This is a genomic window from Achromobacter sp. HZ34 (assembly GCF_002209485.1).
Lineage (GTDB): Bacteria > Pseudomonadota > Gammaproteobacteria > Burkholderiales > Burkholderiaceae_B > Bordetella_C.
This window is the reverse complement of record NZ_NJIX01000001.1, coordinates 838,509-851,369: the sequence shown is the minus strand read 5'-3', so window position 1 is coordinate 851,369 and position 12,861 is coordinate 838,509. Positions and strand designations below refer to the sequence as shown.

Below are 12,861 nucleotides of genomic sequence, written 5' to 3'. Positions count from 1 at the left end.
AAAGAGGAATCCGGGCCAGTGCACGGGGAGGACGGCGATCTATTCGCATTCGTTGCCGAGCGGGATGAAGGCGTGGCCGAGCGGCCGGCTGCCGTCAGCAGCGCGAATCCGCAGCGGGCGGGCTTCACCGTCCTCTCGGTGGATGACGATGTCGAGTTCCAGCGCTCACTACGACTGGCACTGGCTAATTTCACTTTCCAGGAGGAACCGGTCCGCATCCTGTCGGTCAATTCCGCCGGGGCCGCGGCGCGGCTGCTGGCCGGCGGCGAAGAAGAGATCGCGCTGGTGATCCTGGACGTCGTCATGGAGACCGACGACGCCGGCCTGCGCCTGGTGCGCAGCATCCGCGAGGTGCTGGGCAATGCCGAGGTGCGGGTGGTGCTGGTGACCGGACAGCCCGGACTGGCACCGATGAAGCAGTCTTTGTCGCAGTTGGACATCAGCGACTATTGGTTGAAGACGGACCTGACGGTCGAACGCTTGCACGGCATCCTGATGAGTAATCTGCGCACCTGGGAGCAGATTCGAGCCCTGGGCCGCGCACGTAAAGGTTTACAGGTGATTGTCGAAGCCGGCAATTTCCTGACCCATTCGCGCAGTCTGTCGGATTTTTCCCAACGGGTGATGCTGGAGCTCGCTCGATTGCTGGGGGTCGCGCCCGAAGGTCTGGTGTGCGTGGCCGAGGACGGCAGCGCTGAGCATCATCCCTCGCAGGCGCGCATCGTCGGCGCCGCCGGTAATCTGGCAGGCACCATCGACATGGCCCTGGGGGATCTGCACCAGGGCGAGATCCGCCAGTCCCTGGAACAAGCCCTGACTTCGCGCGCCAATGTCGACGGTGGCACCAGCCAGGTGCTGTTCTTTCCCGGCGCTCAGGATGGACCGCATGCAGCGACCTATATCGCCACGGGCAGGGCACTGGACCCCACTGAACACGAGTTGCTGCGAGTATTCGCCGCGCACATCAATTCCGGCCTGATCAATGTAGCCTTGAACAGCCGCCTGGATCGCGTTGCCTATGAGGACACGTTGCTGGCCTTGCCCAATGCCAATGCCATGCTGCGCGCACTGGCGCCGGTGCTTGAACAGCCGGTTCCGCGCGACCGCGCAATCCTGTTCGTCGAGCTGGATCAGTATGCGGCCAACTGCCTGGCGCTGGGGGTGGAACAGGGCGACCTGATGCTGCAGAAGATGGCCGAGCGCCTGCTCACCGTTTTTCCGCCGCCTTGCCTGGTGGCGCGCCTGCACGACGACACCTTCGCCATTCTCGGCCAGCGCGCCCGCCTGGGCCACGACCAGGTCGAGCAGCTGGAAATGGACGGCGAAGATGGCCAGGACTTCATCAGTGTGCGCGCGGCGCGGCTGGACCTCGACGCCTACGAAGGCTCGGCGGCGGCGGCAATGGCGCTGGGCTCGCTGCTGTTGCGCCGCGCGCCGGGCAAGAGCGGCGGTGGAATGGTGGAGTACGAAGCCTGCGAGGAACAGGTGTTGAACCAGCGCTTCACCCGCTCGCGTGAGTTGTCGCGGGCCTTGCGCTACGAACAGATCAGCATCGAATTGCAGCCCCAGGTAGATGTATGCACGGGCCAGGTGACCGCCGCCGAGGCGCTGGCGCGGTGGACGCGCGAGGATGGCACGCGCGTGCCGCCGTCCGAATTCATCCCCATGGCCGAAGCCAACGGCTTGATCATTCCGCTTGGGTTGCGCGTGCTGCACCTGGCCTGCCGTGCCCTGGCGCGCCTGGGCGAGGCGGGTCACCAGGACATCCGCGTGGCGGTCAATGTGTCGGCCGTGCAATTGGCGCGGCGCGGTTTCATGCAGGAGCTGATCGCGGTGGCCAATCGCCATGGCATCGATCCGAGGCGCCTGGAGCTGGAGATCACCGAAAGCGTTGCCATGCACGATCATGAGAGCAATGGCGTGTTGCTGCGCGGCTTGCGCGAGGCTGGCTTTCCCATCGCCATCGACGACTTCGGCACGGGATATTCGTCCCTGGCCTATCTGCGCGACATGCCGGTGACCACGCTCAAGGTGGACCGTCATTTCATCCATGAGATTGGCCAGGCGGGCAGTGACCCCGTGATCGCCGAGATGATCATCAAGCTGGGCCAGCGCTTGAACATGCAGGTCGTGGCCGAAGGGGTGGAGACGCCCGAGCAGGCTGCCTGGCTGCAAGACAAGGGCTGTCCGCACGCGCAGGGTTACCTGTACGCACGTCCTGAAAGCGTCGACCAATTCATCAGCCGGCTGGCGCGGCAGGCGGCAGCGGCGGGGCGTTGATGACGGCGCCTCGGTCCGCTTCCGAGTCTGCCTCCCAGCCTGCGAGCCGATCGGCTGCGCGGTCCGCCGCGACGGCCGAGGCCGCGGTCCCGGCGCGCTTTGGGGGGCTGCGCATCCTCCGTTCATTCCTTGCCTTGCCACGCCCGGTGCGACGCCGCTACGTCGTCATGGTGCTGCCGTGGCTGATTGCCTTCGCGCTGGGCTTCCCGTGGCTGTGGGCGAAGTTCGACGCACTGACCCAGGAACCGCTGTGGCGCGAAAGGGAAGCCCTGCTGGACGAATCGGTGGAGATCGTGCGGCGCACCCTGGACAGCCTGGAACACGACGTCCTGTTTCTCGGCGACATGTCCTCGCAACTACCGCGTGACAACGTTTCCGACGGCTCGCCGATGGCGCGCTTGTACCTGACGTTCTCGCGCGCCTCCGGGGTGTATGACCAGGTGCGCTGGCTGGGCCAGGATGGCCAGGAGCTGTTGCGCGTGAACTGGCGCAGGGGCAGCCCCGCGCTGGTGCCGCCCGACGATTTGCAGAACAAGCTGACGCGCGGCTATTTCCAGGATACCCAGCGCACGCCGCCGGGGTCGGTGTACTTCTCGCCGATGGACCTCAACGAAGAACATGGTGGCGTGGAACGTCCCCTGGTGCCGACGCTGCGCGTGGCCACGCCGCTGTACGAGGACGATGTCGCCCAGGGCGTGGTGGTGATCAATTACCGGGCGTCGCGCCTGTTGACCCGCATCAACGAATTGGCCCAGAGGCGGGGGTTGACGGTACTGTTGCTCAATGACCGTGGCTACTGGTTGCAGGGTCCCGAGCCCGATGATGACTGGGCCTGGCAATTGGGACTGCCGGAAAGAAAAGTGCCTGACCGCGATCCTCGTCTGTGGCGGGCAGTCACCCGCGCCGACAGCGGCCGCTATCACAGCCAGGATGCCGACTATGCCTTCCGCCGGGTAAAGATAGGCGCGGACACGTTCACCGACATGGAAAGCGCCGGTCCGGTGATCAGCAAGATGAACCTGGTCGTGCTGGTACGCGGCGATCGCGCGCAAGCCGACGGCTGGGTCCACAACTGGAAGATGATCGTCGGGCTGCTCATGGTGCTGGTGCTGCTGGTCACGCTGCGCTACAGCTGGGTGACGATGCGCGGCCTGGTCGAGGAAGAGGGCCGCGCACAGGAGCTGCGCCGCGCCAACCAGGCCTTGCGCGAGGCGTATACCAATCTGAGCAATGTGCGCGCGGACCTGTCGCGGGCGGAGCGCCTGTCGTCGCTGGGCCTGATGGTGGCGGGGGTGGCGCATGAACTGAATACGCCCCTGGGCAGCGCCAACCTGGCCATCAACGCCTTGGCGCAGTCCATTGCGATCTTGCGCGCGCGCCTGGAAGCGGGCCTGCGCAAGTCGGATCTGCAGGGTTTCCTGGACGAGGCGGACGAGGCATCCCAGCTGGCGGACACTGCCGTGCGGCGGGCGTCCGGCATCGTGCGCCGCTTCAAGCAGGTGGCGGTGGATCGCACCAGCATGGAGCGGCGCTCCTTCGCGCTGGACGAGGCCGTGCTGGATGCCGATCCGCGCCTGCGCAAATGGCCTTACCAGGACCGCATTCGCCTGCAACTGGAATTGGAGCGGGGGCTGTTCATGGACAGCTATCCCGGGCCGCTGGAGCAGGTGATAGGAAACCTGCTGAACAACGCGCTGGCGCATGCTTTCGACGATGGGCAGGGCAGCGGGACGTTGCGCATCCAGGCCCATGGCGAGGCGGGCGGCGACGTGGTGGTGCGCGTCATCGACGACGGCGCGGGCATCGAGGAAGCGGACCTGCCGCACATCTTCGATCCGTTCTACACGACCCATCGCCATCAGGGCGGCACGGGCCTGGGGCTGCATATCGTCGCGCAGATGGTCAACGGCGTACTTGGCGGCCGCATCGATGTAATCAGCCGGCGCGATGGTGCGCAGCATGGGACGACGTTCACCCTGGTGCTGCCCCGCAAGGCTCCCGTCGCGGGCTAGGGCGCATCCCGGGTATCACCGCGAAGGAGGGGCGGTAGCACCCCGTTGCCCAAAGTGGTGTCACCAGGCCTAGGTATATGTCCTAGGTAGGCGCGCGCGGACCGCGTCGGCAAAATCCCCTGATATTTTGAATGCAATTCAAACCAGGGGAAATAATGGGCGGCAAGCGATTCCTGCTGGGCGTGGCGGCGGCCACGGTCCTGGCTTCGGCGGGTTTACCGGCATGGGCCGGCAAGGCGAATGACACCCTGGTGTGGGCCACCTCCACCGAGATGAATACGCCGGACATTTATTACGGCAATCAACGCGAAGCCCTGATCGTGACCTACGCGATGTGCGACTCGCTGGTGCATCGCGATCCCATCACCAACGAATACAAGCCGCTGCTGGCCACCAGCTGGAAATGGACCGATGACCACACGCTGGACGTCAAGCTGCGCCAGGGCGTCAAGTTCCACAACGGCAAGGAGATGACCGCCGAGGACGTCGCCTACACCTTCAACACCCTGGCGCCCGAGAGCAGCGGCATGGCGTTCCGGGCCCTGGTGGACTGGATCAAGAACGTCGAGGTGGTCTCGCCCTATGAGGTGATCTTCCACGCGACGCGGCCCGCGCCCGCCGCGCTGGAGTACCTGACCGGCACGTCGCCGATCTTCCCCAAGGGCCATTACGACAACGCCCCCTCGGTGCCCACCGCCGACGGCAAGACCCGGCGCGACAACGGCGCGGTGCTGCCCATGTGCACGGGGCCGTACAAATTGCAGGAATACAAGCCGGGCCAGTCACTGACCCTGGTGAAGAACGACCAGTATTGGGAAGGCAGTCCCAAGGGCAAACCGCACATCGGCAAGATCGTCCTGCGCACCATCCCGGACGTCGATACGCAGGTGTCCGAGCTGATGACCGGTGGCATCGACTGGATGTGGGGCGTGCCGCCGGAAAACGCCAAGCTGCTGGCGGAACAGGACAACCTGACGGTGAAGTCGGCCGCGACCATGCGCATGTCCTTCCTGTCGCTGGACGCATCGGGCCGCTCCGGTGACAACCCGATGAAGGACGTTCGCGTCCGTCGCGCAATGTTCTACGCCATCGATCGCGAGGCCCTGGTGAAGAACCTGATCGGTCCGGGCTCGGTGGTGCAGAAGTCCATGTGCTCCATGAACCAGTTCGGCTGCACGGACAAGGTGCCCGACTATCCCTACGATCCGGCCAAGGCCAAGGCGCTGCTGGCCGAGGCCGGCTACGCGAATGGCTTCGACATCACGTTCTATGCCTATCGCGATCGGCAGTACACGGAAGCCGTGGCCAACTACCTGCGCGCCGTGGGTATCCGTACCAACATCCAGTTCATGCAGTGGGGCGCCTTGCGGCCCATCGTGGTCGGTGGCAAGGCACAGCTGGCGCACCTGACACTGGGGTCCAACGGCATGCTGGATGCGTCGGCCTCGACCAGCTACTACTTCAAATTCACCGGCGACGACTACGCCCGCGATCCGCAAGTGCGCGATTGGCTGGAAACCGCCGATACGTCGACCGACCCGGAGAAGCGCAAGGAGTTCTACGCCAAGGCCCTGGCGCGTATCCAGGATCAGGCCTACTTCGTGCCGCTGTACACGTATGGCCGCACCTATGCCTTCAACAAGGACCTGGACTATCCGCTGACGCCCGACGAAATGGCGCACTTCTACCTGGCCCGCTGGAAGTAATCTTTCCAGGGTTGAGCAACCGGGCCGTGCCGCCAGGCGCGGCCCTGCCGGTTTTCTCTCATGCTGTCCTACGTAGTCAAGCGCTTGCTGGTGACACTGGCGGTGGTGGTGGTGGTCTCCATCGTGGCGTTTTCCCTGGTCCACCTGTCGGGGGATCCCGCCGTCGCGATGGCGGGTGAGGGCGCCACGCAGCAGGATGTCGACAACATCCGCAAGGTGTACGGCTTCGACCGTCCCCTGACCGAGCAATACGTCAACTGGGTGGGCCGGGTGCTGCACGGCGACTTCGGCCGTTCCTTCTACCTGCGCACGCCGGTGCAGCCGGTGCTGGCGGAATATGCGCCGGTGACGGTACGCCTGGGCCTGATGGCGCTGGCCTTCACGCTGCTGCTGTCGATTCCGCTGGGCGTGCTGGCGGCGTTGCGGCCGAATACGCTGATAGATCGATTCTCGCTGTGGCTGGCCGTCGCGGGACAGGCGCTGCCGTCCTTCGTGTTCGCCATGCTGCTGATTTTCGTGTTCGCGGTGAGCTTGCGCTGGCTGCCGGTTTCCGGTGGATCGACCTGGGCGCATTTCGTGCTGCCCGCGGTGGCCCTGGGCTATAACGCGGCGCCGGCGATCATGCGGCTGACACGCTCCGGCATGATAGAAACGCTGCAGTCGGATCATGTGCGGACGGCGCGCGCATACGGGCTGTCGCGTTGGCGCGTGGTGCTGCGCCATGCCTTGCGCCACGCCATCATTCCGGTGGTCTCGCTGGCGGCCGTGCAACTGGGCTACATGCTGGGCGGATCCATCGTCATCGAGACGGTGTTCTCGCTCAAGGGCCTGGGCTATCTGGCCTGGCAGTCCATCCAGCGCTCCGATATCGAGGTGGTACAGGCCATCCTGCTGGTGATCGCAGTGGTATATGCGCTGTTGACCCTGCTGGCGGACCTGCTCAATGCCATGCTGGATCCGCGCATACGGATCAGCTGAAATGAATATGCCCGTTTCCAATCCAACAACGCCGGCATTGCCGGTAGCGCCGGAAAGCGTCCTGTCGCCGGAGGTGGCGGTGGCCTCGATGCGCCTGCTGTCACCGCGCCAGGTGGCCGTGCGGCGCGCCTTGCGGCACAGCGGCTTCTGGTTCGGCGGCACCATCCTGCTGGTCATCGTCTTCTGTGCCATCTTCGCGCCGCTGCTGACCTCGGCCGATCCCGCCTTGCAGGACCTGGGCAAGCGGCTGATTCCGCCGGTGTGGGCGCCCAAAGGGTCATGGGAGCATCTGCTCGGGACCGATGCGCTGGGCCGCGATTACTTCGCGCGCCTGATCTACGGCGCGCGCATTTCATTGGTGGTCGGCGTGCTGACCGTGCTGGTTTCAGGCACGCTGGGCACGGCACTGGGCGTGGCCGCCGGTTATTGGGGCGGCCGGGTCGACCTGGTGGTCAACTTCATCCTGACCATCCGCCTGACCTTGCCGGTGGTGCTGGTGGCCCTGGTGGTCGTGGCGGTGGTGGGCAATTCGCTGCCCTTGCTGATCCTGGTCATCGGGCTGCTGCTGTGGGACCGCTTCGCCATCGTCACGCGCAGCGCCACGCAGTTGATCGTGGGCCGCGAATTCATCGGCGCGGCGCATGCCATCGGCAGTTCCACGCCGCGCATCCTGTTCAAGGAAATCCTGCCGAATCTGACGGGACCGCTGGTGGTCGTCACGTCGATCGAGATGGCCCATGCCATCCTGCTGGAGGCCACGCTGTCCTTCCTGGGACTGGGCGTACAGCCGCCGCTGTTCACCTGGGGCCTGATGATCGCCGAGGCAAAGAACCAGTTGATGTTCCGGCCTTATCTGATTGCGATACCGGGCGCCGCGCTGGTGCTGCTGGTGCTGGCCATCAACATGCTGGGCGACGCCCTGCGCGACGCCACGGCGCCGGAGGGCAGGGCATGAGTACCTCCGTGCTGGAAGTTCGTGGCCTGGCCGTGGAGATTCCTACCCCGGGCGGTTTGCTGCGCCCGGTGCGTGGCGTGGACTTGAGCGTCGCGGCGGGCGAGACCTTGGCCATCGTGGGCGAATCGGGCTGCGGCAAGAGCCTGACCTCGCTGGCCATCATGGGACTGCTGCCGCGCAACGCGCGCATCACGGCGCAGAAGATCGCGCTGAAGGGCGCCACCTTGCAAGGCCTGTCCGACCGCGCCTGGCGTGCATTGCGCGGCAACCGCATCGCCATGATTTTCCAGGATCCGATGACCGCGCTGGATCCCTGCTATCGCATCGGCGACCAGATGATGGAAGTGCTGCGGCAGCATCGCAAGGTCAGCCGCGCCGCGGCCCGCGCGCGTTGCCTGGAACTGCTGCGGCAGGTGGGCATCTCTTCGCCCGAGCAGCGGCTGGAGCAATTTCCGCATCAGCTTTCCGGCGGCTTGCGCCAGCGCGTCATGATCGCCATGGCCTTGCTGTGCGAGCCGGAACTGATCATCGCGGACGAGCCGACCACGGCCCTGGATGTCACCATACAGGCGCAGATCCTGCATCTGCTGGCACGCATCCAGCGCGAGACGGGTATCGGCCTGGTATTGATCACGCATGACCTGGGCGTGGTGGCGGGCATCGCCGACCGGGTGGCCGTGATGTATGGCGGCCAGATCGTGGAGACGGGCACCTGTGCCGACGTGCTGACGCGGCCGCTGCATCCCTATACGGAAGGCCTGCTGCGTTCGATTCCCGTCCCGGGGGCCACGCGGCGGGGCCAGATGCTGGGCTATATCCCCGGCGTGGTGCCGCGCCAGACGGGCGAATTGACCCGTTGCGGTTTCCTGGAACGCTGTCCCTACGCAAGCGCCGCCTGCGCCGCCGGGCCCGTACCTTTGCGTGAGGCTGCGGCCGCCGTGACGGCAGGCGCCGGTGCGCCGACAGACGCGGTCCCGGCTCCGGCCCTGGACTTACCCGCCCGCGCGGCCGGTAACGCCGTCCGTTGCGTGCTGCCGCTGGATGGCAGCGGCCGTCCAGCCGATGCATGGCAGCGCTTCACGCGCGCCACGGCCGCATTGGGCGATGAACCGCTGGCAAGGAGCGCATCATGATGCCGCAGGATCAAGCGCTGCGTGACGGGCCGGATACGCGCGATTTACTCGGCGCGGCACGTGCCGGGGCGCCGCCGGAATCGGGCGCGATGCCGCCCCACCCGGTGCTGCGGGCCAGCGCCGTGACCCGTCACTACAAGGTCGCGGGCGGCACCTTGCAGGCCTTGCGCGGTGTCGACCTGGACGTGTACAAGGGCCAGACCCTGGGCCTGGTGGGCGAATCCGGTTGCGGCAAGAGCACGCTGGCCAAGCTGCTGCTGGGCATGGAGGCCCCCACCTCCGGCACCGTGCTGGTGGACGGCCGTCCCATTACCGCTTACGACCGGCTGGCACGGGCACGCCTGATCCAGCCCGTGTTCCAGGACCCGTATTCCTCGCTCAATCCACGCATGACCGTGGCCGCCATCATCGGCGCGACGCTGGAAGTGCGCGGTGAGCGCGCCGCCTCCCGCACCCGCAAGGTGGCTGACATCGCCCACGCGGTGGGCCTGCCGCCGCACCTGCTCAATGCGTATCCCGGCCAGTTGTCGGGCGGCCAGCGCCAGCGCGTGGCCATCGCGCGCGCGCTGATCGGCGAACCGGAAATCCTCATCTGCGACGAGCCGACTTCCGCGCTGGACGTATCGGTACAGTCGCAGATCCTCAACCTGCTCAGCGGCCTGCAGCGCGACTTCAACCTGACCATGGTGTTGATCAGCCACAACCTGGCGGTCGTGCATCACCTGGTGGATCGCGTGGCCGTGATGTACCTAGGCGCGGTGGTGGAAGAGGGCGCGACCGACGCCGTGTTCAACGCCCCGCGCCATCCCTATACCGCCGCCTTGCTGGGTTCGGTGCTGGCGCCGACCCCCGGCGCCGGCCTGCCGGACATCCCGCTGTCCGGCGACTTTCCCAGCCCGCTGCATCCGCCGTCGGGCTGTGCCTTCCATCCGCGTTGCCCGCGCGCCCAGGACACCTGCGCGCAAGAGACACCGCGCATGGTGGGCGCCGCGCATCGCTATGTCTGCCATTTTCCCTTGCTGCAGGAGACCCCATCATGACTCGTAGCGCAGCCATCCATCGCGCTCAGCAATACTTCGACGACGGCACGCTGTTCGCCGACGTCGCGCGCCGCGTGGCGCAGCCCACCGAAAGCCAGAACCCCGAGCGGGCCGCCGAGCTGCGCGCCTACCTGGACAACGAGATGCGGCCGACGCTGGAAGCCCTGGGCTTCACCTGCCAGGTGCTGGAGCACCCGCGCGCCAAGGGGCCGTTCCTGTTCGCGGAGCGCATCGAGGATCCGGCGCTGACCACCGTCTTTTCCTACGGTCACGGCGACGTGGTGCCCGGCATGGAAGGACGCTGGCGCGACGCGCTGGATCCCTGGAAGCTGACCCCCAAGGACGAGCGCTGGTATGGCCGCGGCGTGGCCGACAACAAGGGCCAGCATTCGATCAACCTGGCCGCGCTGAAATGCGTGCTGGAGACCCGCGGCAAGCTGGGTTTCAACGTCAAATACCTGATCGAGATGGGCGAGGAAATGGGCTCGCCCGGCCTGTTCGAAGTGTGCCAGACCCACCGCGACCTGCTGCGCGGGGATGTGCTGATCGCGTCCGACGGCCCGCGCCTGCTGGCGGAGCGGCCCACGCTGTTCATGGGCTCGCGCGCCATCATCAACGTGGATATGGAGATCAAGGCACGGGAAGGCGGCCACCACTCGGGCAACTGGGGCGGCCTGCTGTCCAACCCCGGCATCCAGCTGGCCAACGCCATCGCCACCATCGTGGGGCCGACCGGCAAGATCCTGGTGCCCGAATGGATGCCGGCGGAGCTGCCGGATTCCGTGCGGCGCGCGCTGGCCGACTGTTCGCTGGACATGGCCGACGGGCCCGCCATCGATCCCAACTGGGGCGAGCCGGGTTTCACGGCGGCGGAGAAGGTCTATGGTTGGAGTTCGGCCGAGGTGCTGGCCTTCGTCTGCGGCAATCCGGACAAGCCGGTGCATGCGATTCCGCCGCGCGCATGGGCCCGCATGCAACTGCGCTATTGCGTGGGCGTCGATCCGGAGGAAATCGTGCCGGCCTTGCGCCGTCACCTGGATCGCCTGGGCTATACCATGATCGAGCTGTCCAGCCCGCGCCAGGACATCGCGCCGGCCACGCGGCTGGATCCGGATCATCCGTGGGTGCAGTGGGCCGCGGCCTCGATCAGCGAGACCACGGGCAAGAAGCCGGCGATCCTGCCCAACCTGGGCGGGACGCTGCCCAATCACTGCTTCAGCGACGCCCTGGGCATGCCCACGCTGTGGGTGCCCCATTCGTACGCGGGCTGCTCGCAGCATGCGCCCAACGAGCACCTGCCGGTGGCGATCGCGCGCGAGGGCATGGCCATCATGGCCGGGCTGTACTGGGATTTGGGAGAGAAGGCGCCGGTCTGATGCGCCTGCCCGGCTAGCGCTTGCAAGACCAATACGGGCAGCCTTCCTCGTCTACCAATGACGTCGCCAGCGGACCGGGGCTGCGCAGCAGTGCGCCGATGCCGGTGGCTGGTGAGCCATCCTTGCCTTCGCTTTCTCCGGCCCCGTAGGCAGACCCGTAGCCATAGCGTCCGTCGCCTTCCACCCCAGTACCATCCAGAAGATTCTCGATGTCGCTGCGGGCGCGCGCAGCGGCTTTCAGGTCCAGGTCCGCGGGCGCCTGGCCGAAGACGGCGGAATAGACCTGCGGCCAGAGCGTGCAATAGCGGTCGATCTTTGCCAGGTCGCTCAGGGTCGCCTGGCTGGTCTGCCGGTCACGCAAGTCCGCCGCCTCTTGGCGGCACTGGGCGTATTGCTGTGGCATGAAGCGCTCCAGCAGGCTGATCCTGTCGTAGCGCGCACTGTCGCCCTTGTTGGCGTTGCACAGGTGCAGGTCTTCCACCTTCATCTCGCCCGGTGCGCGGCCGGGCAGGGGTTGGCCGTCCGGATCGGTACCGGACATCACGCCCTGGATGCAGCCATCCAGCGTTACGACGCCATCCATGGCGGAGGCGTAGCCGCCGAATCCCAGGTGTTGCAGCGTGGCGCGCAGACGCGCGGCGGCCAGCTTGTCGCCCAAGTCTTGATCATGGTTGGCGTGGACCACCCCGGCCAGCGCAACCGCGGTGATAACGCCCGCCACGACGAGCACCACGGCGGCAGCGGCCGGGCGCAGCTTTTCGCTATACAGCGCCACCAAGGCCAGCACGAAGCCGCACACCAGGCCGCCCACGTGCGCCGCGTTGTCGATGGAGAACACCGTGCCGGCGGCGAAGGTCAGCACCAGGCTCATCATCAGGTTGCGCACGGGGAAATGCAGGCGGCCGCTGGTGCGATCGCGCAGGGCGTAGGCCAGGGCCGCGCCGAACAGGCCCAGGATGGCGCCGGACGCGCCGCAGCTGACCATGAGCTCGTTGCGATTCCACAGCGCGGTGGTCAGGCTGCCGCACAGGCCGGACAGCAGGTAGATACCCAGGAACACGGGCCAGCGCATGCGCGACTCCAGCACGATGCCCAGCGACCACAGGGCCAGCATATTCATGGCCAGGTGGGCGAAGCCGACGTGCAGGAACATGCTGGTGAACAGGCGCCAGTACTCGCCGGACAGCGTCAGCGGCGGGACGTTGGCGCCCCAGTCGATGAGGAAGGAACTCTGGCTCAGGCTTTCGAAGGCGCGCGTGTCCAGCGCTCCCAGGCCGGCATAGACGGCGATGTTGGCGATGACCAGCAGGACGGTGATCTTGCTCGCGCGCAGGACAGGAAGCAGCGAGACGCGGCCCGGTGATGGCATGGGGGAATATCC

9 protein-coding genes are annotated in these 12,861 nt (G+C 66.4%); 8 read left to right on the top strand and 1 reads right to left on the bottom strand.

Translation table 11 applies throughout. The features are described from left to right. Window positions 1-18: 18 nt before the first annotated feature. The 8 genes from CEY05_RS03570 (at window position 19) to CEY05_RS03535 (ending at window position 11,480) form a co-directional block, all read left to right on the top strand. Window positions 19-2,280: a bifunctional diguanylate cyclase/phosphodiesterase gene (locus CEY05_RS03570; RefSeq protein ID WP_198952661.1), complete on the top strand. Its 2,262-nt coding sequence runs from the start codon at window positions 19-21 to the stop codon at window positions 2,278-2,280. 146 nt (window positions 2,281-2,426) lie between these two features. Next, window positions 2,427-4,292 carry an ATP-binding protein gene (locus CEY05_RS03565; protein ID WP_158219246.1) on the top strand — a complete coding sequence of 622 codons (1,866 nt, stop codon included), beginning with the start codon at window positions 2,427-2,429 and terminating at the stop codon, window positions 4,290-4,292. Window positions 4,293-4,423: 131 nt separating this feature from the next. Then, complete coding sequence (locus CEY05_RS03560; RefSeq protein WP_088595991.1) at window positions 4,424-5,998, top strand: ABC transporter substrate-binding protein; 1,575 nt, start codon at window positions 4,424-4,426, stop codon at window positions 5,996-5,998. Between the two features lie 60 nt (window positions 5,999-6,058). Further along, complete coding sequence (locus CEY05_RS03555) at window positions 6,059-6,976, top strand: ABC transporter permease (protein WP_088595990.1); 918 nt, start codon at window positions 6,059-6,061, stop codon at window positions 6,974-6,976. 1 nt (window position 6,977) lies between these two features. After that, complete coding sequence (locus tag CEY05_RS03550; RefSeq protein ID WP_088595989.1) at window positions 6,978-7,931, top strand: ABC transporter permease; 954 nt, start codon at window positions 6,978-6,980, stop codon at window positions 7,929-7,931. Next, the gene (locus CEY05_RS03545) at window positions 7,928-9,064 is read left to right on the top strand and encodes an ABC transporter ATP-binding protein (protein ID WP_088595988.1); all 1,137 of its coding nucleotides are present in this window, start codon (window positions 7,928-7,930) and stop codon (window positions 9,062-9,064) included. The genes CEY05_RS03550 and CEY05_RS03545 overlap by 4 nt, the downstream gene beginning before the upstream one ends. Next, complete coding sequence (locus CEY05_RS03540; RefSeq protein ID WP_233161333.1) at window positions 9,061-10,104, top strand: ABC transporter ATP-binding protein; 1,044 nt, start codon at window positions 9,061-9,063, stop codon at window positions 10,102-10,104. Before CEY05_RS03545 ends, CEY05_RS03540 begins: the two co-directional genes overlap by 4 nt. Further along, window positions 10,101-11,480 carry a M20 family metallopeptidase gene (locus tag CEY05_RS03535; protein WP_088595987.1) on the top strand — a complete coding sequence of 460 codons (1,380 nt, stop codon included), beginning with the start codon at window positions 10,101-10,103 and terminating at the stop codon, window positions 11,478-11,480. The genes CEY05_RS03540 and CEY05_RS03535 overlap by 4 nt, the downstream gene beginning before the upstream one ends. A 13-nt stretch (window positions 11,481-11,493) precedes the next feature. On the opposite strand, the gene CEY05_RS03530 is transcribed toward CEY05_RS03535, so the two are convergent. Beyond that, a complete protein-coding gene (locus CEY05_RS03530) occupies window positions 11,494-12,849 on the bottom strand; it encodes a rhomboid family intramembrane serine protease (protein ID WP_158219245.1) in 1,356 nt (451 codons plus the stop codon). Between the last annotated feature and the right edge of the window lie 12 nt (window positions 12,850-12,861).

Coding starts and splice junctions, on each gene's coding strand:
- CEY05_RS03535 (WP_088595987.1), top strand. CDS start 10,101: ATGACTCGTAGCGCAGCCATCCATCGCGCTCAGCAATACTTCGACGAC.
- CEY05_RS03550 (WP_088595989.1), top strand. CDS start 6,978: ATGAATATGCCCGTTTCCAATCCAACAACGCCGGCATTGCCGGTAGCG.
- CEY05_RS03560 (WP_088595991.1), top strand. CDS start 4,424: ATGCAATTCAAACCAGGGGAAATAATGGGCGGCAAGCGATTCCTGCTG.
- CEY05_RS03555 (WP_088595990.1), top strand. CDS start 6,059: ATGCTGTCCTACGTAGTCAAGCGCTTGCTGGTGACACTGGCGGTGGTG.
- CEY05_RS03530 (WP_158219245.1), bottom strand. CDS start 12,849: ATGCCATCACCGGGCCGCGTCTCGCTGCTTCCTGTCCTGCGCGCGAGC.
- CEY05_RS03540 (WP_233161333.1), top strand. CDS start 9,061: ATGATGCCGCAGGATCAAGCGCTGCGTGACGGGCCGGATACGCGCGAT.
- CEY05_RS03545 (WP_088595988.1), top strand. CDS start 7,928: ATGAGTACCTCCGTGCTGGAAGTTCGTGGCCTGGCCGTGGAGATTCCT.